Source organism: Paenibacillus oryzae, assembly GCF_001675045.1.
In the GTDB taxonomy this organism is placed as follows: domain Bacteria; phylum Bacillota; class Bacilli; order Paenibacillales; family Paenibacillaceae; genus Pristimantibacillus; species Pristimantibacillus oryzae.
This window is the reverse complement of sequence record NZ_LYPA01000080.1, coordinates 350,131-375,286: the sequence shown is the minus strand read 5'-3', so window position 1 is coordinate 375,286 and position 25,156 is coordinate 350,131. Positions and strand designations below refer to the sequence as shown.

Annotated in this window: 20 protein-coding genes; 8 read left to right on the top strand and 12 right to left on the bottom strand. The window is 49.8% G+C overall.

The window, feature by feature from the left end; translation table 11 throughout:
• Positions 1–17: 17 nt before the first annotated feature.
• Complete coding sequence (pflB, locus tag A7K91_RS25620; RefSeq protein WP_068687317.1) at positions 18–2,285, top strand: formate C-acetyltransferase; 2,268 nt, start codon at positions 18–20, stop codon at positions 2,283–2,285.
• Between the two features lie 51 nt (positions 2,286–2,336).
• A complete protein-coding gene (pflA, locus tag A7K91_RS25615) occupies positions 2,337–3,167 on the top strand; it encodes a pyruvate formate-lyase-activating protein (RefSeq protein ID WP_068687316.1) in 831 nt (276 codons plus the stop codon).
• A 194-nt stretch (positions 3,168–3,361) separates the two neighbouring features.
• On the opposite strand, the gene A7K91_RS25610 is transcribed toward pflA, so the two are convergent.
• The 9 genes from A7K91_RS25610 to A7K91_RS25570 all read right to left on the bottom strand — a co-directional run bounded on the left by A7K91_RS25610 (position 3,362) and on the right by A7K91_RS25570 (position 14,302).
• Positions 3,362–5,173, bottom strand: coding sequence for an ABC transporter ATP-binding protein (locus A7K91_RS25610; protein WP_068687395.1), 1,812 nt, complete (start codon positions 5,171–5,173; stop codon positions 3,362–3,364).
• A 104-nt stretch (positions 5,174–5,277) separates the two neighbouring features.
• A complete protein-coding gene (locus A7K91_RS25605) occupies positions 5,278–7,011 on the bottom strand; it encodes an ABC transporter ATP-binding protein (protein WP_068687315.1) in 1,734 nt (577 codons plus the stop codon).
• Between the two features lie 228 nt (positions 7,012–7,239).
• On the bottom strand, positions 7,240–7,680 hold the full coding sequence (locus tag A7K91_RS25600; protein WP_068687314.1) for a MarR family winged helix-turn-helix transcriptional regulator: 441 nt from the start codon (positions 7,678–7,680) through the stop codon (positions 7,240–7,242).
• A gap of 129 nt (positions 7,681–7,809) precedes the next feature.
• Entirely contained in the window at positions 7,810–8,787 is a 978-nt protein-coding gene (locus A7K91_RS25595) for an MraY family glycosyltransferase (protein WP_068687394.1), read from the bottom strand.
• Positions 8,788–8,937: 150 nt separating this feature from the next.
• Positions 8,938–9,564, bottom strand: coding sequence for a TVP38/TMEM64 family protein (locus tag A7K91_RS25590; protein WP_068687313.1), 627 nt, complete (start codon positions 9,562–9,564; stop codon positions 8,938–8,940).
• Between the two features lie 22 nt (positions 9,565–9,586).
• Positions 9,587–10,576: a Gfo/Idh/MocA family protein gene (locus A7K91_RS25585; RefSeq protein ID WP_068687312.1), complete on the bottom strand. Its 990-nt coding sequence runs from the start codon at positions 10,574–10,576 to the stop codon at positions 9,587–9,589.
• 200 nt (positions 10,577–10,776) lie between these two features.
• Positions 10,777–12,366 carry an extracellular solute-binding protein gene (locus A7K91_RS25580; RefSeq protein WP_068687311.1) on the bottom strand — a complete coding sequence of 530 codons (1,590 nt, stop codon included), beginning with the start codon at positions 12,364–12,366 and terminating at the stop codon, positions 10,777–10,779.
• Positions 12,367–12,439: 73 nt separating this feature from the next.
• Positions 12,440–13,330 (bottom strand): carbohydrate ABC transporter permease, encoded by an 891-nt coding sequence (locus tag A7K91_RS25575; protein WP_068687310.1) that lies wholly within the window; start codon positions 13,328–13,330, stop codon positions 12,440–12,442.
• Between the two features lie 48 nt (positions 13,331–13,378).
• A complete protein-coding gene (locus A7K91_RS25570) occupies positions 13,379–14,302 on the bottom strand; it encodes an ABC transporter permease (RefSeq protein WP_156739814.1) in 924 nt (307 codons plus the stop codon).
• A gap of 455 nt (positions 14,303–14,757) precedes the next feature.
• Between A7K91_RS25570 and A7K91_RS25565 the strand changes: the two genes are divergently transcribed.
• On the top strand, positions 14,758–17,037 hold the full coding sequence (locus A7K91_RS25565; RefSeq protein WP_068687308.1) for an AraC family transcriptional regulator: 2,280 nt from the start codon (positions 14,758–14,760) through the stop codon (positions 17,035–17,037).
• A 51-nt stretch (positions 17,038–17,088) separates the two neighbouring features.
• Here the strand turns inward: A7K91_RS25565 and A7K91_RS25560 are convergent, their stop codons facing one another.
• Complete coding sequence (locus A7K91_RS25560) at positions 17,089–17,841, bottom strand: ABC transporter permease (protein WP_068687307.1); 753 nt, start codon at positions 17,839–17,841, stop codon at positions 17,089–17,091.
• The gene (locus A7K91_RS25555; RefSeq protein ID WP_211274568.1) at positions 17,838–18,590 is read right to left on the bottom strand and encodes an ABC transporter ATP-binding protein; all 753 of its coding nucleotides are present in this window, start codon (positions 18,588–18,590) and stop codon (positions 17,838–17,840) included. The genes A7K91_RS25560 and A7K91_RS25555 overlap by 4 nt, the downstream gene beginning before the upstream one ends.
• 177 nt (positions 18,591–18,767) lie before the next feature.
• Here A7K91_RS25555 and A7K91_RS25550 point away from each other — a divergent pair, with 177 nt between their 5' ends.
• From A7K91_RS25550 to A7K91_RS26650, 3 genes are all read left to right on the top strand, one after another.
• The gene (locus A7K91_RS25550) at positions 18,768–19,514 is read left to right on the top strand and encodes a polysaccharide deacetylase family protein (protein WP_068687306.1); all 747 of its coding nucleotides are present in this window, start codon (positions 18,768–18,770) and stop codon (positions 19,512–19,514) included.
• A 21-nt stretch (positions 19,515–19,535) separates the two neighbouring features.
• Positions 19,536–20,489: an ABC transporter substrate-binding protein gene (locus A7K91_RS25545; RefSeq protein WP_068687305.1), complete on the top strand. Its 954-nt coding sequence runs from the start codon at positions 19,536–19,538 to the stop codon at positions 20,487–20,489.
• A 299-nt stretch (positions 20,490–20,788) separates the two neighbouring features.
• Entirely contained in the window at positions 20,789–20,950 is a 162-nt protein-coding gene (locus tag A7K91_RS26650) for a TroA family protein (protein WP_156739811.1), read from the top strand.
• On the opposite strand, the gene A7K91_RS25540 is transcribed toward A7K91_RS26650, so the two are convergent.
• Positions 20,940–22,790 carry an ABC transporter substrate-binding protein gene (locus A7K91_RS25540; RefSeq protein WP_068687304.1) on the bottom strand — a complete coding sequence of 617 codons (1,851 nt, stop codon included), beginning with the start codon at positions 22,788–22,790 and terminating at the stop codon, positions 20,940–20,942. The two genes, A7K91_RS26650 and A7K91_RS25540, sit on opposite strands and share 11 nt — an antisense overlap.
• Before the next feature lie 107 nt (positions 22,791–22,897).
• On the opposite strand from A7K91_RS25540, the gene A7K91_RS25535 reads away from it, so the two are divergent.
• Both A7K91_RS25535 and A7K91_RS25530 read left to right on the top strand, forming a co-directional pair.
• The gene (locus tag A7K91_RS25535) at positions 22,898–24,184 is read left to right on the top strand and encodes an MDR family MFS transporter (protein WP_068687303.1); all 1,287 of its coding nucleotides are present in this window, start codon (positions 22,898–22,900) and stop codon (positions 24,182–24,184) included.
• 119 nt (positions 24,185–24,303) lie between these two features.
• Positions 24,304–25,140, top strand: coding sequence for a phosphodiester glycosidase family protein (locus A7K91_RS25530; RefSeq protein ID WP_245697817.1), 837 nt, complete (start codon positions 24,304–24,306; stop codon positions 25,138–25,140).
• Positions 25,141–25,156: the final 16 nt, after the last annotated feature.

The following is a 25,156-nucleotide window of genomic DNA, read 5'->3' as shown; positions in this document are numbered from 1 at the left end:
GATAGGAGGATTTCACAATGGCAACAACAGAAAAATCTTTGCAACAACAGGTGCCGTCGAATGATGCATGGAGAGGCTTTACACCCGGTGCATGGGGAGAGAAAGTAAACGTACGCGATTTTATTATCGCCAACGTCTCCCCTTATCTGGGAGATGACACCTTCCTGGCCGGGCCAACAGAAGCTACAACCAAGCTGTGGGAAGTCGTAAGTGATCTGACACGCAAGGAACGCGAACGCGGAGGCGTTTTGGATGTGGATATGAATCCATCCTCCATCGTTTCCCATGGACCAGGCTACCTGGACCAAAATCTGGAGCAAATCGTCGGCGTTCAGACCGATGCTCCATTCAAACGCTCCATCCAGCCTTACGGCGGTATCCGTATGGTGCAGGACGCTTGCGTAGCCTACGGCTTCGAATTGCCTGAAGAAATCGTCAAACTGTTTACCGATATCCGCAAAACGCATAACCAAGGCGTGTTCGATGCTTATACCGCTGATATGCGGAATGCTCGTAAAGCGGGCATTATTACCGGCCTTCCTGACGCATACGGCCGCGGCCGCATCATTGGCGACTATCGCCGCGTTGCGCTGTACGGTATTGATCGCTTGATTAAAGAGAAAAAAGCCGATCTGAAGCTGACTGAAAAATCGCCGATGTCCGAAGCGGTTATCCGCGAGCGCGAGGAGCACAACGAGCAAATCCGCGCCCTGCAAGAGCTGAAAACGATGGCGGCATCTTATGGTTACGATATTTCCGCACCTGCGCAAAATGCAAAAGAAGCTGTTCAATGGCTGTACTTCGGCTACCTTGGCGCAATCAAGGAGCAAAACGGCGCGGCAATGAGCCTTGGACGTACATCCACTTTCCTTGATATTTATTTCGAGCGCGATCTGAAGGAAGGCACTTTGACCGAAGAGCAAGCTCAAGAAATTTATGACCACTTCGTTATGAAGCTGCGTATCGTTAAATTCCTGCGCACGCCAGATTATAACGAATTGTTCAGCGGTGACCCAACATGGGTAACGGAATCCATTGGCGGCGTCGCCGAAGACGGCCGACCGCTTGTGACAAAAAGCTCATTCCGTATGCTGCACACTCTTTACAACCTGGGACCTGCTCCAGAGCCAAACCTGACTGTACTGTGGTCCACTCAATTGCCGCAAGGCTTTAAGGATTTCTGTGCAAAAGTATCCATTGAAACCAGCTCCATTCAATATGAAAACGACGATATTATGCGCCCGGTGTACGGCGACGACTACGCCATCGCATGCTGCGTATCCGCTATGCGCGTCGGCAAGCAAATGCAATTTTTCGGAGCACGCGCCAACCTTGCCAAAGCTTTGCTGTATGCCATCAACGGCGGCAAGGACGAAAAAATCGGCCTTCAAGTGGCTCCCGTCACCGCTCCGATTACAGACGAGGTGCTCGACTACGATACCGTTCGCGAGCGCTACGATGCAACGATGGATTGGCTGGCAGAGCTGTATGTCAATACGCTAAACGTCATTCACTACATGCATGACAAGTATTGCTATGAACGCCTTGAATTTGCTCTGCATGATCGTGAAATTATTCGCACAATGGCATGCGGCATTGCCGGCTTGTCCGTTGTAGCCGATTCCTTGAGCGCTATCAAATACGCCAAGGTTCGTCCGATCCGCAACGAAGAAGGCATCGCCGTTGATTTTGAAATCGAAGGCGAATACCCGCAATACGGCAACAACGATTCCCGCGTCGACGATATTGCAGTGGAATTGGTAGAAACCTTTATGTCGAAGCTCAAAAAACATCCGACCTACCGCGATTCCATCCATACCCAATCCGTTCTGACGATTACATCCAACGTGGTGTACGGCAAAAAAACCGGCTCTACGCCGGACGGACGGAAAGCCGGCGAGCCGTTTGCGCCAGGCGCCAACCCGATGCACGGACGCGATCGCAAAGGCGCGCTTGCTTCACTCGCCAGCGTTGCGAAGCTGCCATACGATCATTCGCTTGACGGCATCTCCAACACCTTCTCCATTGTCGGAAAGGCGCTGGGCCGCGAAGAGGAAACTCGCGTACGCAACCTGACATCGCTGCTGGACGGCTACATGTCGCAAAACGCGCATCACCTGAACGTCAACGTGTTCGATCGCGCTACACTGCAAGATGCTATGGATCATCCGGAGCAATATCCGCAGCTTACGGTACGGGTTTCCGGTTATGCGGTCAACTTCATCAAGCTGACCCGCGAACAGCAGCTTGAAGTTATGAACCGGACATTCCACGGCTCCATGTAATCAAGAATTTTCCAAACAACGATTTTCCAACTACCAGGGGAGGGACGCGCTATGGGCGTACAACAAAGAGGACATCAGGATTCGGAGGCCAAGGGGCGTGTCCACTCCCTTGAAACATTTGGCACAGTTGATGGACCAGGCATAAGGTTTGTACTATTTTTGCAAGGCTGCGCGCTTCGCTGTCAATTTTGCCACAACCCGGATACATGGGACACAGCTACAGGCAAAGTAATGACTGTGGAGGACGTAATTGCGGAGATCGAACCCTATGTCAACTATTTCAAAATGTCGGGCGGCGGCCTCACCGTAACAGGCGGGGAGCCTACCCTGCAAGCACCCTTTGTTGCCGCTTTGTTCCGCGAGGTGAAGAAACGGTTTGGCCTTCACACGACGCTGGACAGCTCCGGCTTCTGCGAGCCTTCACATGCAGATGCATCGGGTCTGCTTGAAGCAACCGATCTTGTGCTGCTGGATTTGAAGCAGCTGAACAATGAGCGTCACACCGCTTTGACCACGCAGTCCAATGAGCGTATCCTGCGGTTTGCCCGTCATTTGTCAAACAAAGGGACGTCCATCTGGATTCGGCACGTGCTTATTCCCGGCGTGACGGACAGCTATGAGGATTTGCATGCTTTAGGCGCATTTGTCGGCTCCTTAAACGGCGTAGAAAAAGTCGAGCTTCTCTCCTACCACCGAATGGGCGTTTACAAGTGGGAGCAGCTTGGCCTGGATTATCCGCTGGAAGGCGTGCAAAGCCCAACCGACAAAGAGGTTGAAAGAGCAAGAGGAATTATCGAGATTGGCCGCCAGAGCGCCTTCTCGCTTCAAGAAGAATGGAATGAAGCAGCTCCAGCAGCCGATTCCAAGCTGCCGATCTCATAACATCCTATCGTCAAAAAGAAAGGCTGAGCAAGAGACTCCATTTATGAGTCCTCTGCTCAGCCTTTTTTGTTGAGATTGTTCAAACATCTGCTTTGATTAAAAAACATGCCCCAGGCATGAATGGCGTCGGGCATGACTTTCAGCCAGTCCGCCAATCCATAACCTTGGTTTTAGCCTGCGATCCTTGCCACCAATTAGCCTGCTACAGGGGCTTTTGAAGCAAACTGGCTGTTATACAAATCGGCGTAGAAGCCGCCTTGCTCCAGCAGCTCGTCGTGACTTCCCTGCTCGATTACCGAACCCTTGTTCATAACCAGAATAAGATCCGCATCACGGATGGTCGATAATCTGTGGGCTATGACAAAGCTGGTACGGCCGGTCATCAGGTGGTTCATCGCATGCTGAATCTGCACCTCGGTCCGGGTATCGACGCTGCTCGTCGCTTCGTCCAGAATGAGAATAGCCGGGTCTGCCAGAATCGCTCTGGCAATCGTCAACAGCTGCTTCTGCCCTTGAGAAATATTCGACGCCTCTTCATTCAACACCGTATTATAGCCTTCCGGCAGTGTCCGAATAAAATGATCTGCATGTGCAGCCACTGCCGCAGCCACAATTTCCTCTTCCGTTGCACCTGGTCTTCCATAGCCGATATTATCGCGTATCGTGCCGTTAAACAGCCAGGTATCCTGCAGCACCATGCCGAATTGATTCCGCAAATGACCTCGCTGCATGCCCTGAATCGGCTGCCCGTCGATCGTTATAGAACCGCCCGTCACCTCGTAGAATCGCATGAGCAGGTTAACAAGCGTTGTTTTTCCTGCGCCCGTAGGTCCAACAATGGCAACGGTCTGCCCGCTTTTCACCTCGATATTCATCCTTTCGATAAGCGGAACGTCAGGCTTGTAATAGAACTCGACATCGTGGAATGCAACATCGCCGCGAGGCTGCTTCAAAACAACCGGCCTCACCGGCTCCGCGCCTTCCTCTTCCTCGTCCATCAGCTCGAATACCCGCTCTGCGGATGCAATGGTGGATTGGATGATATTCGCAATATTGGCCGTTTGGGTAATCGGCATTGTAAATTGTCTTGCGTATTGAATAAATGCCTGAATATCGCCAACCGTAATCGCGCGTTGCGTAACCAAAATACCGCCCACCACGCAAATCAGCACATAGCCGATATTTCCGATCAGGTTCATCAACGGCATCATAATGCCGGAAATAAATTGCGCCTTCCAGCTGGATTTGTACAGCCTGTCATTAATTTCATCAAATTGCTGAATCGATTTCTGTTCATGGCCAAACGCTTTTACAATCGTATGCCCGGTATACATTTCTTCTACGTGGCCGTTAAGAGCGCCAAGCTCGGCTTGCTGGCTTTTGAAATATAACTGTGACCGCTTTGCAATAAAACCGACTACCATAAAGCTGAGCGGCAGCGTAAGCACCAGAATAACCGTCAGCAGCGGACTGATCGTCAGCATCATCACAATAACCCCGACCAGGGTAACAATGGAAGTAATCAGCTGCGTCAAGCTTTGCTGAAGCGTATTGCTAATGTTGTCGACATCATTGGTTACCCGGCTCATAATATCTCCATGAGAGCGGGAATCAAAAAACTTCAGCGGCAGTCTGCCAAGCTTGTCGTTTACATCATTCCGAAGCCGGTAAACGACCTTTTGGGCAACGCCGGACATTAAATATTGCTGGATAAAACCGAACAAAGCGCTTATGATGTACAATCCCGCCAGCAGCGCCAAAATAAAGGCAATGCCTTCAAAATCAATCGCCGCTCCGGGAACTCCTTTTATTTTGGCCATCATGCCGTCAAATAGCAGGTCGGTTGCCCGGCCCAATATTTTGGGGCTTGCAATGGAAAATATGGTACTCAATATAGCTGCGGCCAAAACCAGAATCAGCGTTAAAGTAAATGGCTTGAGGTAAACTAAAAGGCGCTTTAACGAGCCTTTAAAGTTTTTGGCCTTTTGGCCGGGCATTGCCATCATGCCGGGACCATGTCCAGGTCCAAAGCCGCCGCCCGGACGCGGCGGGCTGGACGGCCCTTTAGCACTTCCATGCCCCTTGTTGTCATGCCCGTTTCCTGCGCCGCTCATGCGATCTCCTCCTCTGACAGCTGGGATGCAACAATTTCGCGATAGACAGAGGAATGCTCCATCAGCTCCCGATGGGTGCCGATGCCGGAAATGATACCTTCGTCCAGAACGATAATCTGATCCGCATCCATAACCGTACTAACGCGCTGCGCCACAATAATGACCGTAGCATCCGAGGTTTCCTCCTTCAAGGCGGCCCTCAGCCTGGCATCCGTTTTGTAGTCCAGCGCAGAGAAGCTATCGTCGAACAGAAATACTTTAGGACGCCGCACAAGCGCTCGCGCAATGGACAACCGTTGCTTTTGTCCGCCGGATACATTGACTCCGCCTTGCGCGATCATAGTATCAAATTTCTCAGGCATTTCCGATACAAAATCAAGCGCCTGCGCCGTTTTGGACGCTGCGATTATTTCTTCCTCCGTCGCGTCTTCCTTGCCGTAGCGGATATTTTCGGATACCGTGCCTGTAAACAATACGGCTTTTTGAGGCACCAGCGAAATGCCGCTCCTCAGCGGCTCCTGCCCCCATTTTCTCACATCCACGCCATCCACAGTCACCGAACCTTCACCAACGTCGAAAAATCGCGGAATGAGCCCCAGTAGAGTCGATTTGCCCGAGCCGGTCCCGCCGATAATAGCCGTCACCTGGCCAGGCTTTGCTGTAAACGAAATATCGCTCAGAGCGGGACGCTCCGCGCCGGGATAATGGAAGGAAACATTTCTGAATTCTACCGTCCCTTGCTTGACGGAGCTGCTTGCTTTTTGCATGGCGGCTGGATCAACTACGGTTGGCTCCAGATCAATAACCTCATTAATACGCTGCGCGGACGCGGCGGCGCGAGGCACCATAACAAACATCATGGAGAACATCAGCAGAGAAAACATAATTTGCATCGCATATTGGATAAATGCCATCAAGTCGCCAACGCCCATCGCGCCGCTGCCGATCCGAAGGCCGCCGAACCAAACGATCGCAATCGTGGACAAGTTCATAATAAGCATCATAAGCGGCATCATAAACGCCATAATACGATTTACTTTTATGGCATTATCCATCAAGTCGGCGTTTGCGGCAACAAAACGTTCTCTTTCATGCTCTGTCCGGTTGAACGAGCGAATAACCCGGATACCGGTCAAGTTTTCGCGAAGCACCAGATTGATCCGGTCCAGCTTTTTCTGGATTGCCTTAAAATAAGGCATTCCTTTGGAGGTAATCAGCCAGATGGCCAGCGCGAGCACCGGCAGCGCCACCAGAAGCACAAGCGTTAGCTTGGCATCCTTGTAAAGCGCCATAATAATGCCCCCGATGCACATCATCGGCGCCATGACCATCATACGCAGCATCATCATCAGCACCTGCTGCACCTGGTTGATGTCGTTCGTTGTTCTCGTAATTAGCGATGCCGTACCGATCTTGTCAAATTCCTGCAGCGAAAAGCCTTCTACATGGGAGAATACCTTGCTTCGCACCAAACGGCCAAAGCCGGAGGAAATCCGGGAGGCATACAAGCTGGCAAGCACAGAAACAAGCGTACCGGCTAACGTTACGCCTAGCATGAATCCGCCCATTCGCCAAATATAAGCTTTGTTGCCCTCTATTACTCCTTTGTTGACAATGTCGGCCATCAAGGTTGGAAGATACAGCTCTGCCAGCGATTGCAGCAGAATCAGCATCATGACCAAGCCAATGGCAGCGCGGTAGGGTTTGAGCAAGCGAAACAATTTGACCATGTCATTCATCCTCCCGCTTAAAGCTTTAGTTATAAATAGTTCAGCTATTTAATAATTATAACTCCCGCTCCCGCAGGATTTCAAGACGCCTCAAGGCTTCTCATTGCCCGTTGCAGCGCAACGTCAAAAAAGTCCGGGTACCTTGAAAACAGGGTGCTCCGGACCAGACTTTTTCATGCACATAAATGTATAATACCCAGGTTTTAATGATACCGATTCCGTTTAGCCTCATTTGCTTCCATCATTAAAAACAAGAGACTGAAGCGTGTCCATGGCATTAACGATAGCTTCCATTTCGGACGGCGAAATTTCGCCCATTCTATTCATTAACCTGCTTTCCATCTGGGCAAAAATAGATTTCATTCTTTCTTCCCCCGCGGAAGACAACGTAATATGCTGCTTGCGCCGATCTACTTCATCTGTATATTTACTGCACAAGCCCATTTCCGCAAGCTTTCTCAGCTCCCGGCTCGCATTAGGCATCGACATGCCCAAGCACTCACTAATCCCGCTAAGCGTTACTGGCTGGTCCACAGCGATATATTCCAAAATGGCGTATTGAACCGGCGTCATGCCGTCCAGATTAATATCCTTGCCCAGTTCAACCTGGATGCGATGAACCGCTGCAACAAATGTTACCATCCGATAAAATAATGCCGATTTGCCCATTCGCAATCACCTCTTCTGTCAACACGATAACAAATTTATTATCTAAATACAACTATATAAGTCCAACATAACGCAAAAACAGCGAAGCGCCGTAGAAAACGGCTCTTCGCTGCCATTTGAATCAGCTATTCAGACAACCTGTACCAGCATCAAAATGATAGAGGACAGGCCGAGACAGGTGCTTAGCAGAATGAGAAACAGCAGGGCCTGCTTGTGGTTCAGCCCCGCCCGCAGAAGACGGTAATGAGCTTGGCTGGCGTCCGCCTGATAAATGGACTTGCCTTGAATAAACCGTTTGACGACAACGAACAAATTATCAAAAATAGGAACGCCCAGCGCCAAAATCGGAATAAACAGCGACAGCACCGTTGCTTGCTTGAAAGCGCCGTCCAGAGCGATCACCGCAAGCACGAATCCCAGGAAGGTTGCTCCCGCATCTCCCATAAATACCTTTGCCGGCGGTTTGTTAAAGCGCAGATAGGCCAAGGTAACGCCCACAAGAATAACAGCCATAATGGCGGAATTGGATTGTCCCATTGCCAGCGCAACAACAAACAGCGTAGCGGCGGATATAGCCGACAGGCCGCCTGCAAGACCGTCCAGTCCGTCCGAAAAGTTAATAACTGTCGTTACACCAAATATCCACAATATAGTCAGCACAAACTGCAAAATGACGGGAAGCTCTATGTAATCTCCGGAGAAGGGATTCACGAAGCCCGTAAACACAACGCCCGATGCATATACGAGCACCGCAGCCGACATCTGCACAATCAGCTTGGGCAAGGCCGGAAAGTCCTTCCCTTTTGTTTTGTACCAGTCGTCAATGGTTCCGATAACGAGCAGCATAACGCCCCCTGCAAACAAAGCCGCCGTCTCCCGGTTGATCTCTCTGGACACAAGCAGATAGGCTGCAAAAAAACCGATAAAGATGGCATAACTTGCCGTCAGCGGAATCGGCTCCCGATGAAGCTTGCGCTCCACATCCTTGCGGGGCTTGTCCACAAAATCAAGCTTGAAGGCCAGCTTGCTGAACGGAGGAATCAGCAGATAAACAACAACAAACGATATCAGGAATGCAATTACGTAAGAAATGTGGTCCACCACCATATCCATTATTAACATTGCAGTCTCTATTATACTTTTTTTGCGCGGCGCTGTCGAATGATAGGGAAATACAGGAAAAAGAGAAAGCGCGCCGCAACGCCGGCATGCTCCCTCTTTTATTCTCTACCGTATGTTTCTTGCAATACCTTGCGATTAATTGCTGCTTTCCCCGCTTTCGTCAAGCTGCCCCATTTTGGTGAAATGGGCTTCAACCTTGCGGCTAATCCACCAGGCAAGTGCTACGAACAGGACAATAAAGACGATCTCCCAGGGACGCCGGGCAAAGCGCTCCAGATCATATCCGATATAGGAAACATAAAAAATCATGATCGCCTTGCCAGGCAGAAGCGCCGCGAGATAAGAGCGAACCGTCATGCCGGACACCGCGGCCGCCACATTGACAGCAACGAACGGCCCCATCGGAAACAGGCTTAGCACAAACACGTAGCTGAACGCGTTGCGCCTGGCCCAGTGCAATGCCTTCTGTACCTTGGGCTTTTGCCGCCATCTCTGCACATAACGCAGATTCGACGCCTTGCGGACCAGCATAAACGTCGTTAGACATCCGCTAACAATGCCGATCCAGGAGTAAAGAAACCCCTGCCAGAGACCATAAACAGCAGCGTTTAATCCGATAATAACCATGGTAGGCAGCGGCGGCACAAATGATTTCATAAAGGTAAGCAAAATACCGGGAAGCGGCCCGAAGGAGCGAAAGTGCTCCAGCCATGCCCTGAGATCGCCTTCCGTCCACGAGGACAGCAATGCTATTGTATTCATTCTGGATTAATCATCCTTCTTCTTACTTGTCTGCGCTATATACCAAACCCCACTGCTTGCGGATTTCGTCGAGCGTTCCCATAATAGCCTGCGTTTCCGAAAGAGGCATTATACTAGACTCCAGCTTTCCTTCGCGCAAGCATGCCATAGCCTCTTCCGCCTCGAAGGCATACCCCTCCGCTTCCCGGGCATCGGCATAATGCTCCGGCTCCTTATCCTTGGCGAACAGGGTTGCGGATTTGCCGAACAGAAAGTCTGGAATACGGATATACCCCTCCGTGCCATAAATATAAGCGTCATTAACCATTCCAAGCTGCACGGCTCCGTTCAACACCGCGCTGCGGCCCCCGGGATAACCAAACAACAGCGAAAATTGCTCGTCCACGCCCGTTTTGCCGATGGAAGCGACGCTTGAAATGGTTTCCGGCTGCTGGCCGAACACCATGGATGCAAAGGATACCGGGTAAATGCCCGCATCCAGCAGCGCTCCGCCGCCCTGAGCAGGGTCCAGCAGCCGGCTGCCGGGATTCCAGCCGATGTTGAAGCCGAAATCCGCCTTCAGCATCCGCACCTCGCCGATTCTCCCTTCAGCAAGCCACTGTCTGACTTTTATAATGGGCGGCAAATAACGCGTCCACATAGCTTCCATCAGAAATACGCCATGCTCCCGCGCTGTCTGAATCAGCTCCGCCGCTTCCCCTTCATTCATCGTAAAAGGTTTTTCGCAAAGCACCGATTTGCCGCCCTTTAGCAGCGCTAACGCATTTTCTTTATGTACAGTGTGAAGCGTGCCAACGTAAACAATATCTACATCGGGGTCCTGCGCCAGCTCTTCAACTGAACCGTAAGCCCTCGGAATGTTATAGGTTTTCGCAAATTGTACGGCCTTCTCCAATCTTCTGCCGCCAACTGCGATCAATTCCGCTCCTTTGGCAAACTTAAGGTCCTTAACAAATTTGGACGAGATCCAGCCCGGGCCAAAAACGCCCCATTTGATGCTTTTTTCCGACATCTTACATTCCAGCTCCTTTTTTGATGAAAAGTAGTGAATGCCTTTTTAGTGCAAGAGTGCGAGTTCAACCTTACAGAGTCATTTTATCACAGAGCGGCCCCCCTGTCGCAGAATTGACCGAACTTATGCCCAAAAAATGCGGCTCCATAGACGTCCGCAGGACATCCATGAAACCGCATTTTTCATTTCATGAGCTTTATTTATTTAATTCCTTGCTCCTGCACATATTGCAGCCATTGCTTTTTGTATTCAGCCTGAATTTTTTCGAGGCCCGCCTGGTTTGCTTTTTCCATAAATGTTTTCAAACCGGCGTCAATGTCCTTGACAATGCCCGCATTCAGCGGGAACAGATATTGCTTTTCTACCTGCTCAAGAGCTGCTCTTTCTGCCTGATAAGTCGTGTAGTCCTCTGCAAAACCAGTAAACTTGTCTGGAACCTGAATTTTGTCCAGCTCGTCGAAGATTGCTTTAACGCCGTCATAGTTTTTGTCGAACAGCATATACTCTGGATTCCGCCAAGCCCAGCCGTTCATGCCTTCACGCGGAAAGCCGTTGGAATTGGAATCTCCGATCATGCTGTAGTAGCCGTCAACAATTTCGTAGTTCGTTCCCTCAACGCCATATTGTGTAAGCAGATTGTAACGTTTGTCCGTCACCATTTTTTCATAGAAGGCCAATGCGCGCTCTGCGTTTTTGCTGCTTGCAGGAACGGCAAAGCCGTTGTGAATCGGATGTACCGGAGTAGCCAAACCATTAGTCAGCGGGAATGGATAATAGCCCAGTTCCCAGTCAGGATGAGTCGCTTGAATTTTGATAACCATGTCGTTGAAACGAGTCGGGTTGTCGCCCAGAATAGCTGCGGCTTTACCGCTAGTAATCTGATCCTGCATCGTATCCTTCACGGCCAGCACGTTTTTCACCATATAGCCGTTGTCTTGCCAACGCTTCATCGTTACCAGGTCCTGCTTATGCTCTTCCGTGCCCCAATAAGCTGTCATTTCACTTGGGGAATGGTAATCTACATCAAGACCGTATGGAAGCGCGCCAATAGGTGTGCCGGAAATCGCTCTGAAGCGGTCCATCAGATTGGTTTTAACATCGGAGTTCATCGAAAGAGGCGTTACATTAGGCTCGTTTTTCTTGATACCGTCCAGATATTGCTCAAAAGTTTCGATATCTACCGGTTTAGGCAGGTTATATTTCTTGCGCAAATCTTCTCTCCATACAAAGCCGTCTGTTACATATTCCTTGTACGTAGCAGGAACTGTGTAAATCTTATCGTCGATTTTTACAGCTTCCCACATATCTTTTGGCACAAAATCATACAAAGCAGGAGCAGCTACAGGCAGCAGCTCATCAAGCGGCAGGAATGCGCCGCGTTTGGCATAGGATTGATATTGTGTCCATTCTGCAGTAAAGATCAGGTCAACCTGTTGGCCGGAGCCAAGCAGCAATTTGTACTTTTGATCCCAGTCCGTCCAAGATGTATAGTTGAATTTAACGGTTGCATTGAGATCTTCTTTTGCCATTTTGTTAATTGCGTCCTGAATGGACGACAAGTCCTTGGGCGCATCACCCAGCATGTAGAATTGAAGCTCGACTGCCTTGGAGGTGTCTATGCCGGGTTTGGCTCCTTCTCCGTCTGTTCCGCTTCCTTCATTTGTTGCTTGCGAAGACTCTGGCGAAGCTGTAGGAGTTGCTGTTCCGCCATTACTCGAGCATGCCGCAAGCAATACGGCAACGAGTACAAAGGATAGCAGTACGGATAAGGCCTTTGCTGATTTTTTCATCTTTAATATCCTCCCTTTTTATCATGCTTTCCTCTATGTTAGCCAGTAGCGAAGGCTTTGCCTCCGTCCGGTTCTAACCTTTTACCGCTCCGATCGTAAGACCCTTGACAAAATAACGCTGTACGAACGGATACAAGAATAGAATGGGGCCTGTGACAATAATAGCCATTGCCATTTTCGTGGATTCCGTTGGCAGGTCGCCAATCGAAACACCTGTGCCTGCACCCATTTGCGCCACGAAGCTCATGGCATTAATGACGTTGTACAGGTAATACTGCAGCTGGTACATGTTTGTATCGTTGATGAACAACGAGGATGTGAACCAGTCATTCCAATATTGGAGCGCCAGGAACAAACCAACCGTCGCGATGCCGGGCATGGACAGGTGAAGCACAATCCGGCTGTAGATCGTGAAATCGTTGGCGCCGTCGATCTTGGCGGATTCGATGACCTCATCCGGCACTGCAGAGCGAATAAAGTTTTTCATCAATATAATAAGAAACGGCGTCATAAGGCCGGGGAATATCAAAACAGTGTACGTATCCGTCAGCTTCAAATATTTAGTTAACAGAATGTACCATGGCACCAGACCGCCGCCAAATAACGTCGTGAAATAAATCATGAAAGCAAAGAAGTTGCGATATTTAAAATCCTTTCGCTGAAGCACGTAACCCGCCATTGTCATAAAGAACAGTCCCAGCAGGGTGCCGGTAACAGTGGCGAAGCCTGTGATTCCGTACGCTCTTAGAACCTGTTCCGGAAACCGGAACACCGTCTTGTAGCCCTCCAGTGAAAATACGGTTGGGATAAGATTGTAACCGTCCCTGATAATGGCTTCGTTCTGAGTAAGTGAAGCCGAGATAATAAGCAGAAGCGGAAACAGACAGGCTACGCTGGTGAGCAGAATAACAACAAAAGCTAACAGCCTGAACCACTTCATATAATTGTCGTCTTTAATTTTCATTGTAAACCTCCCGCTTTCATCGCTAACTGATAAGGAAGCAGCCTTTATCTAGAACAAGGCGTATTCGTCGTTGATTTTTTTGATAATGGCATTCACCGTCATGATCAGAATAAATCCGAATAGCGATTGATACAGGCCGGCTGCTGTCGACATCCCGATATCAAAGGTAACCTTCAGCGAACGGTATACGTAGGTGTCCAGAATATCTGTCGTGTTATATAGCATTCCGTTATTTCCAACTAGCTGATAGAACAAATCGAACTGCCCTTTCATGATGCTGCCAAGAGCAAAAAGCAAAAGCATAACAAACGTTGTTTTCAGCATGGGAATTGTTATATACCAGATCCGTTGGAAGATATTCGCGCCGTCGATCTTGGCGGCTTCGTAATACTCTTCGCTGATGCCTGTTATGGAAGCCAGATAAATAACCATGCTGTAGCCGATATTTTTCCAAAGATAAAAGATGATAATCAGAAAAATCCAAATCCATGGCATATTATAGATATCCAGCGGTTCTGCGCCAAGCTTGGCTAAAAACGTATTCAAAAAACCGCTTTCGTAGTTGAACATGTTGTACACGATAACGCTGAGAATAACAAAGGATACGAAATAAGGCAGGAACATAATAGATTGAGTCAGCTTTTTGAACCATTTCAGCCTTAGTTCACTAATCAGCACCGCCAAGGCGATCGCAAGCACATTGCCCAATAAGATGAACGCTAGGTTGTAGCCAATGGTATTAAAAGTTAATCTGGCTAAAACACCTGATTTCCATAGAAACTCAAAGTTCTGCAGACCAACAAATTGGCTGTTGAACAAGCTGGTATTGAAGTCGAACCGAGTAAATGCATAATAGATGCCCACCATCGGGGTATAAGAATTGATTAGAAAAAATAGTACAGTTGGCAAGAGCATCAGAAACAGCAGCCGGTTTACCACCAGTTCCTTCAGTAACCCACTCTTCCTTTGCATGTGTTGCATTCTCCCTTCGATGCGTGCGTAATTTAAATGTGATGCGGCTGTCCGTAAAAGCGGTTACAGGATGATGCCGAAGTTCTTAATGCATGCCGCCGCATCGGTCGCTTGAACTGCCTTTAGTGTACGACCGTAAAGCAGCTATGCGAAAGAGCACAATATCAAGGAAAGTGAACAAAAAGAAGAAAACCGAATTGAACAATTAGTATCATTGTGTAAAACGGCGAGGCACAAGCAAAAGCCCGCGGGACAGGCATTTGCGGTGATAAAGTTCATTAAAGTTAAAATTGTTCACTGTCGGTTTTGGGGTTCGGTTCACCAATATCCATTTAATTCATTGTTTTGCTTCACACTGCACCTTATAATAAAAAAACAAAAAAAGAAAACGCTTTCTAAAAAGGGCGCACAGATCACAAGCTGTTCGCTGAAAGTCTGGTTAAAGGGGGATTGCAATGTCAGCTTTTTCATGGAAGAGCAATGGGAAGCTTTACGGAAAGCTGCTCTTTACGACGTCCTTGTGCATCGCGCTGACACTGTTGGTATCGTCGCTATTTTACTTCTTTGCCTATATGCAGCTTGATCTGCGTAAAACGTATCAATCCGATGCCAGCAACCTGGCGCAAACCAGCAAGGAAGTTATCAGCATGACGGAAAACGCACAATCGCTCTCCTTCCAGATTTACCGGTCATTTGCGATAACGAAGTTAATGTTTTATTCCGAGCCAAGCTATTATGATGTTAGAATCGCTATGAACGAGCTGGACAATTATTTGAATTCTATGCCTTATATTGAATCGATTTATGTCTACAATTCAGCCAGCGATCTGTTTTATACCGCCAGGCGCCAGGGACAAGGCGGCACATTAAGCCGGACCGAGCTTGAGGATCAGGGAATATTGGACATTCTGAACCAATTCCAGAGCTATCGTCCCTTTACGCCTATTCCGCGCACCTATACAACAGAGCTGCTGGAGGGCGAGCAGACAACCAGGGCCTATACGTATCTGGGCTATGATGCAATCGGCAAAAGCAACCAGATTAATTCCGCCGTTATTATCAATATTTCCGCCGCATGGATTAACCGGGATATTGGGGCAGCCGTTAAGCCCAGAGGCGCAAAATCTTATATTATGGATAATCAGAATCAGCTTTTGTCGGGTGACACGCTTGAACCAGCGCAGCTAGACATAAATGATCTGGCCTTGCTGGAACGGGAGGTAGACAATCAGCCGTCGGGCTATATCGTTGCGGATTTCCAAGGACGTAAGTCGTTTATCTCCTACACCGCACCGGATGCACTGGAATGGCAGTATGTCCGGGTTACTCCCTATAGCGAAATTACCGCAGGGACAACATCCATTGTAAACAGGACAATCTGGATTGCCGCAGGCATACTTGCAGGGGGATTGTTTGTATCCTGGCTGCTTTCTCATATGCTTTACAAGCCCATTCGGCTGATGGAAAGCCAGATGAACATGCTGGAAAATGAAAGAAGGAACACCTCCTATACCATCCGGCAAAATTGGCTGAGGGGCTTGATGCAAGGCTCAAAAAAATTGCAGACGCCTGCACAGATGCAGAGAATGGCGCAAAGCGGCATTACATTCGACTTTCAAGCCGGGTATCGGGTTGTGCTGATCCGGATTGACCGCTTTGCTCACCTGAAGGAAACAAGAGGCGACGATTTGCTTCCTTACCGCTTTGCAATTATGAATATAAGCGGCGAAATCAGCGCCCGTTATTTCAAGGCGGAAACGGTAGACATGGAAGAGGACAGCGTTGTGCTGCTGTTAAGTCCGCTTGAGGATGAGGGAGCGCCGGGCGAGCAAGAGCTGCTTAAGGAATTGCTGAACCAGATTCAGCAATCCGCTTGGGACTTCCTTAAGCTTGGACTATCCATTACCTGGGGCCGTGAAGGCGAAGGCGCGGAGCAGCTTCCCCTGCTCTACAAGGAAGTGCGCGAGGCATCCATGCACAGGCTGTTTTACGGACATGGCAGCATCATCGACGCGGAGTCCGTCACGGCGCTTAAAGCCAATGATTATGTCTTCCCGCTGGAGAGAGAAAAGAAGCTGACCGATGCCCTCATGACCGGTAAAAGCGACGAGGCCAAACGTCTGCTGTCCGACATTTTGAAGGAAACGTCGGCCTATTCGTTCCACGTTGTACGGATGACGAGCGCCCATTTGTCCATGACGGTCAACAACCATCTGTCAACGATTCAGAAAAACAACAATCTGGATATGAACGGGATTGGGTATTTACATCTGCCGTCGCTGGATCAGGTGGAAACGATGAAGGAAATCGAGGACGCCTTCTACAAGCTGTTTGATGCGCTTCAGGAAAAGCTTTCCGTCAAGCGCTCCTCCAGGCACGAGGAGCTTATAGCCCGCATCAACAAACGGATATCCGAGCTGTATGCCGATTCCTCCTTAAGCCTCAACAGCATCGCGGAGGAGATGGGCATGTCGCCCATTTATTTGAGCCGTCTGTATAAGCAATATGCGCTGACGCCGATTGTTGATGCCATTAATCAAGTCAGAATGGAAGCCGCTAAGCAATACCTGGAGCAAAGCGATATGCCTGTTGTTGACATAGCTCCACAATGCGGCTATACCAGCAGCTCCTATTTTCACCGCATGTTCAAAAAAAGCTTCGGCGTAACGCCAGCCGATTACCGCAAAATGAAAGCCCAGCCGGATAACAGCAGCAGGCCAACGGCAGAGGCTTGAGTCGCCTAAAAGCGCAAAGCATAAGCAACGCCATGGACAGCGGGGGCAGAATTACCGCCCTTTCGCAGTCCATGGCGTACATTTTCTTTGCAGCGCATCCAGTCCCTTGAACAGCAGCAGCCCCACAAGGCCAAGGGTCAAGATGCCGCCAAACATTTCGGGATAGTTCATTTTGGTCCACGCGCTTAAAATATAATAGCCGATTCCGTAGGTCGTTGCGTAATTTTCAGCAAAAAACAGCGAAGCGAGCGATATTCCGATGCTGATCCGCAAGCCGGTGAACATATGGGGCAAGACGGCAGGCAATACAAGGTAACGATAGGTCTGCCACGAGCTTGCGCGAAATCCCTTCATCACCTGGAAATAGAGCCCCGGTATGCTATCTACGCCATCTCGTACCGACAGCATAATCTGGAACATAATGATCCAGATCATCAATATAATTTTGGACACGTTGCCCAAACCGAACAACAGCATAAAAACAGGCAAAAACGCCACCTTGGGAATGGGATATATAAAATAAACAAACGGCGACACCAGCGTTCTGAACCATTTGTTCCCGCCCAGCAGCAGCCCGGCCGGCACTGCTATTGCAAGCGACACAGCAATCGCCGCCATAACGCGCAACACGCTCGCCCCTGCATGCAGCACAAGCTCCCTTGGCTCAGCCAGCATCTGCTTAATCGTTTCCGCCGGGGTTGGAATAACTCGGATATCAAGCGCCAGACAAATCAATTGCCACAAAAGAAGAAAGCTGATAAACCCAAACACCTGCGCTCCAACAAACCTTCGCATTTTCTTCATAGCGCATTCATCCATTGACGAAGCTCGATGCACGATTCGTAAAAGCGGATGTCCTCACGGGCCGTTCCACCCTCAAAATCAGCGGTTTTCCGACTGGAAAGCCCTCCGCCGGCTTCCAGCAGAAAAATAACATCCCCAAGCAATACAGCTTCTTCTATATCATGCGTGACAAACAGCAGAGTTGCCCCCCGTTTGCGCTGCTGCTCCTGCACCAGCAGCTGAATGCTTTCCTTCGTTACCGCATCCAGCGAGGACGTTGGCTCGTCCATTAATAAAAAATCCGGCTCGCCTATCAGCGTTCTGGCAAGCGCCGCCCTCTGCCTCTGGCCTCCGCTCAGCTGAGCGGGATAAGAGCCTGCAACCCCTTCAAGTCCCAGCTCTGCCAGCAGCCCTGCCGTTTTATTCGCAATTTCTTTTTTGTCCGTTACGCCGCCGGCCAGCCTCAATGGCATGCCAACGGCCTCGGCAACGGTTTGCCAAGGAAACAAGCCTAATTCCTGCTGTAAAAAAGCGGTTCCCCGCCTCGGACCGTTCACAGGCTCTCCGCCCACCGTCAAGCTCCCGGAGCCGGGAGTCAAATATCCGGCGATCAGATTCAGCAGCGTGCTTTTTCCCACACCCGACTTGCCGATCAGCGCATAGGAAACGCCCCGCTCCAGCCTGGCATTCATCCCGGCAAAGATTTCCTTGCCTCCCAAACGAATACCTATCTCTGTCAGCTCTACAAAAGGAGCCATGCCCACCCTCATTTCCACTGGCCTCATTACTTTCGTGTAATAATAACATAGGAACTGTGCTGCTAACAATCCAATCGGATGACCTCAAAACGGCCTGTGATAATAGTCACAAGTACATTTTTGGCGCTATGTTAAAATAAAATCATTCATACACTGCCTGCAAAATGCTGCATGGTTAGGAGGAGAACGATGAGCTTTTCAACTTTAATGTATCATGAGCTGCGGCTTTCCGATGAATGGAAACCCGAGCAGCCTTCACCCATTGATGTACGCCAGAGCTACGAGGATGCGCTCCCCCTCCCCTTATTCGCATCGGTTGAGCGCTTCAAGGAGCAGATGGCCTATCTTCAAGACAAGGAATATCATACCTTGACGCTGGACGAGCTGAAACGCCATTACGGCGAAGGCGAGCCCCTTCCGGAACGTTCGGTGCTGCTGACCTTTGACGATTGCTTTCAATCGCTCAAAACATATGCTTATCCCATTTTGAAGGAATACAGGTTTCATGCCGTCGCATTTGTTGTATCCGGCTGGCTGCATAACGAGCCAAAACCGTTTAATCCTCTTCAATCGGCCTGTTTGGCAGTTAATGAGCTGGATGACATCTCCGATGTGTTTGAATTCGCCAATCATACCCATCACTTTCATCAACGGACGGGGCCGGACAGCAGCAGTCTTACATTGAAAAGCGACGAGGAATTCCGCCTTGATCTCATAGAATGCAACAAGCTCTGGCAGCTTAACAACCGGGACGTATTCGCCTATCCTTTTGGCATATACAAAAGCCGTAACGTCGAGGTGCTGAAGCAATCCGGCTTCAAGCTGGCCTTTACAACGGAGCCTGGTCTCAACGACAGCACCACCGATCCGCTTCAACTGAAGCGAAATGTAGTTCCCTACTTTATGGATCTCGACGCCTTTGCGCGCATCCTATAACTTTGAAAAGAGGTAGACATCATGAAACAAAAATGGGTTGCGGCAGTTCTCACAGCTATTTTGCTGCTGACAGCAGCATGCGGAAGCGCGGCTAGCAATAACGCTCCCGCCGTATCCAATGAACCAACGGGCAAAAGCTTTACCGTAGGCATTTTGCCGGCTGAAGGAGCCATTCCGATCATTCTCGCTCATGAGCTGGGCTATTTGAAGGAGGAAGGCGCTGAGCTATCTATCAAGGCGTTCGCCTCTCCTAACGACCGCAACGTGGCGGTGCAGGCAGGAGAGCTCGACGCTACAATCGGCGACATCATGACGGAGGCCGCATTTAAACAAAACGGCATCGAGATGGTCATCACCTCCGATATAAGCGAGGATTTCAAAATTTTATCCTCTCCCGGCTCCGGCATTACTTCCATTGATGGCTTGGCGGACAAAAAGGTATCCCTTGTGCCAAACTTCCTGCTGGAGTACATCATGGACCACTTTGCCGATCAAAGCGGCTACAGCTACAGCATCGTCGAAATTCCATCCTTCTCCGGCCGGGCTGAAGCGCTGCTGTCGGATCAGATCGACGGCGTAGTATTTACGGAGCCGCAAGCCAGCATGCTTGTTCAGCAAGGCGCTCATCTGCTTGCGGGGTCGCGCGAAGCCGGCATCAAAGGCGGAACACTGCAATTTACCGAAAAAATGGTCAAGGAGCGTCCTGGCGACATTGCCGCTTTCTACAGGGCCTACAACCGCGCAGTGGACTATATGAACGTAACTGATGCTTCGGAGTATGTCGATATTCTGACGAATTACCAGTTCCCCGAGCAAATCGGCCATTATCTGGCGGGCTTGAAAAACAGCTTTCAGCATGCCGCTCCGATTAGCGAGGAGCAAGTCAACAGCATTGTGGACTGGAGCGTGTCCAAAGGAATGCTCAAGCAGCCTTTTACGTATGAGGAGCTAACGAATTTCACCTTTTTGCCTTAAACCGGCCTTAAGCCGCAAAAGTCTCCTATTCATTTTATAGGCAGCCAAAAAACAAAAAAAGACCTGCATGCCTTCTGGAGCATTTGCAGGTCTTTTTAGCTTTTGCCCTCTTTTTTTCGCGTTACGATGCAATATAAATGATTGTGAAGTTGGCCGCTTCTAACAGAATTGCTTAAGCAGCTCCTCGCCTTGCAGCAAGGTTGATAGCGGGTCGGATACAAAATATTTGTCCCATTCCAGCGTCATAACTTGACTATTCAGCGTTGCCCCCCATTTTTCCCAATTGGTGAGAAGAGGAAGTGACGGCGCTTGGCGCAATGTTGAGTATGCAGGATGAAGCTGCGAAATGGAACAAATCGTTTGACAAGCGCGTCAATGCTGCCCGCAAAAAAGTATCGGACGCCGTTCCCAAAGGAGCTACCTTCGCTATTGTTGAATACAACTTACGCCTCATTTTTTGATCCACAGCTTGGAAAAATCCAGCCAGCCAAAGGAGTCTTGCGCCAGTCCTTGCAGCGTTTGAGGCAGCAATGTCCGGAAATCCATATGATACATATACAGCAGCCAGTTGTCTCGGCGCAGAACACGTTCGGCATCCTCCATAATTGCAGCTCTTGCATCCCGGGGCTCCACTCGGACATACGCAGCCAAAATGCTGCGCAGCTCTCCCAGCTGGTTCTCATTGAAAAAATGCTCAAAATTACTGTCTCCATTAAAAAACAGCCGCAAAAGACCCAGTTCAGTATCCTTTTCCAGAACCTCAGTAGCCAGCATCATCTGGGCATCCTGTCCAAGTTTCTGCACCGTATGTTCGGCAAAGCTGTAAGGCTTCAGCTCCAGTGTCAGGCCAATCCCCAACGCTCTCCGGCGCAGCCACAGCATGTCCTGCAGCTCCACCGGACGCCCATGATAATAAAGGCTGACCGTCTCTCCCCCATAGCCACTCTCCCGCAAAAGCCTTCCCGCTTCAAGCAACGAGCTTTCCTGCAAATCTCCAGCCCCCTCAGACCATATGGCATTTTTCCGCTTATACCTCTCCATCTCTGACAAATAGCCATTTTTCCAGGCCTCTTCCCGGCTTCTTGCCACAAGGAAGCTATTTGCCGGCATGGAGCGGCGGTCACCCAGCTCATTAATCAGCAGGCCCCTGTCGAGCAGCAGGCGCATTGCCTGGCGGAAGCAAGGGTCTTGCTGGATGCCAGGCCGATTAAAATTAAAAATCAAGTAACGGCAAACATCCAGCTTGGAATCCATATCCTGGTTAGCGTCAATGCCTGTTTCGTCCACTGCTCCCTCCGAATGAGGCAAGGAAAACCGCCTCTCCCTTGGGCTATCCGAAGGAATATGCCAAATTTCCACAACATCCAGCCAGGCCCGCTCGCGAAAATAATCATCAAACGCTTCTAGCCTGAGCACCTGGGCAGCATTCTCCGCCACCTTAAAGGCCCCTGTGCCTAACATCTTCTGCTCGGAAAAGCCTTCATCATGCGGAATAATCGACATTGTGGCGCTGCTGAAGAAATGTAGAAAAAAAGGATTGGGCTTTTTGAGGCGCAGTAACAGGCAATGCTCTCCGATGATTTGTATTTCCGAAATATCCTCGTATTGCCAGCAGGACGGAGATTGTACGTCCCGCAGCCGCTCCAGTGAATACCGAACATCCTCTGCCGTAAATACAAGTCCGTGATGGAACCGCACGCCCTTGCGCAGATAAAAGGTCCATTCCGTATAATCCTGATTGCTTTCCCATGCATGTGCAAGGGACGGGACAAAGCGCTCGCCGACCGAATCAAAATCGATCAGGCGGCTATAGATTTGCTCCAGCAAAAAAACCTCGGTGGTCGTGTACGAAAAAGCCGGATCAATGATGCCAAGCTTCCGGGCAACGGTTACCCGCAGTACATCCAGCTCCGATAAGCCTGCCTGCTTAAGCTGGAAGCCCATATGCTTTTCAAGCATAATGCGCAGTCTGCCGCGAAAAGCCGGGTTGAGCTCCTCTCTGGTGACCCAATCCACCGCTTCCTTCATCCTTCCTTTTTCCAGCAGCCCGTTTACATGCTCCGCAAGTACTTCCTCAAGTCCTCGAACAACGGCCAATTGCGAGATATTTCCTCGCCCGATGCCAGCCCTCCAGTCTACATACCCCTCTTCCACCAGCCTCCGCAGCACAAGCTTCACATTGCGGGAGGTACAATTCAACACGGTTGTCAGCTCCTGAATGGTTATGGCGATTATGGCCCCCGCATGCTTATGGTCGGGCCGGGCCAGCAGCAGCTCTATATAATGCTCAATATGCTTCATCTTTTACCCATCCTTAAAAAGGTGAAATTACAATTTTAATCTTACTCTTTTTATTCTCGTTTTCCCAGCTACAATTAAGGCTACACAACAGGAAGGGGGCCGACTCTATGTTCAGGCTATTGGACCGCAATATTAAAATCAGAATTTGGACTACATTTTTGACACGCTGCGTCGAAGCCATGGTTTTGCCTTTTATGGCGATTTATTTCACGCAGAGACTTGGAGCCGGTCTTGCGGGCCTGCTGCTTCTGGCCAACCTGCTGATGCAAATTGGCGGAAGCATGTACGGCGGGTACATGTCGGATCTCCACGGGAGAAAAAAAATAATGGCTTGCGCCCAGATTCTCCGTTTTGCCGCGGTGCTGGTGATGGCGTTTGCTAACTCCCCCTATCTGGATTCCACTTGGCTGACATTCTCCATGCTTCTGCTGATCAGCATCGGCAACGGCTTGTTTAATCCAGCGGCGGAAGCCATGCTGATTGACGTCAGCAGCAAGGAAAATCGGGCCTTTATTTATAGCATTAACTTTTGGGCAATCAATCTTTCACTTTCAATTGGCGCGCCAATCGGCGGTTTTTTATTCGCCACGCATCGGATGGAGCTGCTGACGGCAATGGGAGCAGCGAGTCTGATAACGCTGGTATTAACCTTGTTTTTTATAAGGGAAACCCACTTCCCGGTGGTATCTCGCCAAAGAAAAAGCGAAGGGCGCGGGCCGCTTCGCAACATGGCCGTCCATTACCGGATGGTAGCAAAGGACAAGCTATTTATTTTGTACAGCATCGGCGGTCTGTTAATCCGTTCGCTTGAAATCCACCTGTATAACTATGTGAGCGTTCGTTTGCAAGCCGAGTTTGTTCCGAGACAGCTGCATCTCATAGAAAGCTACTCCATCCCATTAACCGGCATTCGCATGACCAGCCTGCTACAGATTGAAAATACACTCATCATTGTTATATTTGCCATTTGGACAGCCAGCTTTGTTCGCCGCTTCAAGCCAGCCAGAATGATTTACATAGGCGTACTTCTTTACACTGCAGGCTACGCGATTGTCGGCTACAGCAATTCGGTATGGCTTCTCATCATCTCCATGCTGGGGGCGACTATTGGGGAACTGATTTTTACGCCGATCAGACAAGCCTACCTCGCTGAAATTGTAGATGATCGGGCACGCAGCTCATATCTTGCCGTCTATGGCCTGCTGAGCCAATTTGCGGGAGCCTTCGGCGCACTTGCCGTCAGTCTGGGGGCTGTTCTACAGTCCGGCTACATGGCGCTTATCTTTTTCACAATGGGTATAACGGGATTGCTGCTCACTCAATATGTCTTTCAACAAAAGGCTCCGGGAACCGATCATATACAACCAGCAGCAAAGGCTGCCGCAGGCGGATAGAAACACTCAGCAAACATTCAGTCAGTCTTCAGAAAGCCTTAACCTTCCCCCTTCACAATAACGAATATGCTTCTAGCAAGCAGTTATAGGATTAGGAGGCGATAGCCATAAAACGAAGGTTGAAAAAAAAGCTTCTGCTATCGCTGGGAGGTTTGCTGCTGGCGGTTATGGCTGCACTCTACTTGCTCGCTGACCGTTATCTGATTGAACATGTCGAGCTTGTCGTGACGCCTTCCCCCATTGCTGCCGATACGGATGGCTCTGCCGGTGGAGCTGAAGAAGACAAATCTTCCGGCTCCATTGTTAAGGACGACTGGAATTATGCCAGTGATGATATTAGCATAGCTATTCGCGAGGTGCAGGAAGGCGAGGGAGATGATCGGATCACCTATTATGTGGCTGATGTAGAGTTATCGGACTTATCCAGCCTGAGCGCCGCCTTTGCCAAAAACAGCTTTGGCCGCAATATTATTGAACCGACTTCGGCCATCGCAGAAAACAACGGAGCCTTATTTGCCATTAACGGCGATTATTACGGCTTCCGCGACGATGGAGTCATCATCCGTAACGGCGTCTTGTACCGCGACGAACCTGTCAGGGACGCCATGGCTATTTTCCGCGACGGCTCGGTTGAGATCTTCAATGAAAACTCGGTTGCATCCCGGGATTTGCTTGCCCGCAAGGTATTGCATACCTACTCTTTTGGCCCGGCGCTTGTAGCGGACGGTAAAGCCAAGGACGGTCTGGACCAAGTCGCCATTGATACCAACTTTGGCAACCGCTCCATCGAAGATGCCAATCCTCGAACAGCCTTCGGTATTATTGATTCTGGTCACTACCTGTTCATTGTCGTTGACGGCCGAAGCCGAGGTTATAGCCGCGGTATGACCCTGAATGAATTGGCCGACCTTTTTGTGAAGCTTGGCGCATCGGAAGCCTATAATCTGGACGGGTGAGGCTCCTCGACCATGT

What these genes read in the sequence shown, in the direction of transcription:
- pflB (WP_068687317.1), top strand. Translation starts at nt 18, where the DNA reads ATGGCAACAACAGAAAAATCTTTGCAACAACAGGTGCCGTCGAATGAT.
- pflA (WP_068687316.1), top strand. Translation starts at nt 2,337, where the DNA reads ATGGGCGTACAACAAAGAGGACATCAGGATTCGGAGGCCAAGGGGCGT.
- A7K91_RS25610 (WP_068687395.1), bottom strand. Translation starts at nt 5,173, where the DNA reads ATGATGGCAATGCCCGGCCAAAAGGCCAAAAACTTTAAAGGCTCGTTA.
- A7K91_RS25605 (WP_068687315.1), bottom strand. Translation starts at nt 7,011, where the DNA reads ATGGTCAAATTGTTTCGCTTGCTCAAACCCTACCGCGCTGCCATTGGC.
- A7K91_RS25600 (WP_068687314.1), bottom strand. Translation starts at nt 7,680, where the DNA reads ATGGGCAAATCGGCATTATTTTATCGGATGGTAACATTTGTTGCAGCG.
- A7K91_RS25595 (WP_068687394.1), bottom strand. Translation starts at nt 8,787, where the DNA reads ATGGTGGTGGACCACATTTCTTACGTAATTGCATTCCTGATATCGTTT.
- A7K91_RS25590 (WP_068687313.1), bottom strand. Translation starts at nt 9,564, where the DNA reads ATGAATACAATAGCATTGCTGTCCTCGTGGACGGAAGGCGATCTCAGG.
- A7K91_RS25585 (WP_068687312.1), bottom strand. Translation starts at nt 10,576, where the DNA reads ATGTCGGAAAAAAGCATCAAATGGGGCGTTTTTGGCCCGGGCTGGATC.
- A7K91_RS25580 (WP_068687311.1), bottom strand. Translation starts at nt 12,366, where the DNA reads ATGAAAAAATCAGCAAAGGCCTTATCCGTACTGCTATCCTTTGTACTC.
- A7K91_RS25575 (WP_068687310.1), bottom strand. Translation starts at nt 13,330, where the DNA reads ATGAAAATTAAAGACGACAATTATATGAAGTGGTTCAGGCTGTTAGCT.
- A7K91_RS25570 (WP_156739814.1), bottom strand. Translation starts at nt 14,302, where the DNA reads ATGCAAAGGAAGAGTGGGTTACTGAAGGAACTGGTGGTAAACCGGCTG.
- A7K91_RS25565 (WP_068687308.1), top strand. Translation starts at nt 14,758, where the DNA reads ATGTCAGCTTTTTCATGGAAGAGCAATGGGAAGCTTTACGGAAAGCTG.
- A7K91_RS25560 (WP_068687307.1), bottom strand. Translation starts at nt 17,841, where the DNA reads ATGAAGAAAATGCGAAGGTTTGTTGGAGCGCAGGTGTTTGGGTTTATC.
- A7K91_RS25555 (WP_211274568.1), bottom strand. Translation starts at nt 18,590, where the DNA reads ATGAGGGTGGGCATGGCTCCTTTTGTAGAGCTGACAGAGATAGGTATT.
- A7K91_RS25550 (WP_068687306.1), top strand. Translation starts at nt 18,768, where the DNA reads ATGAGCTTTTCAACTTTAATGTATCATGAGCTGCGGCTTTCCGATGAA.
- A7K91_RS25545 (WP_068687305.1), top strand. Translation starts at nt 19,536, where the DNA reads ATGAAACAAAAATGGGTTGCGGCAGTTCTCACAGCTATTTTGCTGCTG.
- A7K91_RS25540 (WP_068687304.1), bottom strand. Translation starts at nt 22,790, where the DNA reads ATGAAGCATATTGAGCATTATATAGAGCTGCTGCTGGCCCGGCCCGAC.
- A7K91_RS25535 (WP_068687303.1), top strand. Translation starts at nt 22,898, where the DNA reads ATGTTCAGGCTATTGGACCGCAATATTAAAATCAGAATTTGGACTACA.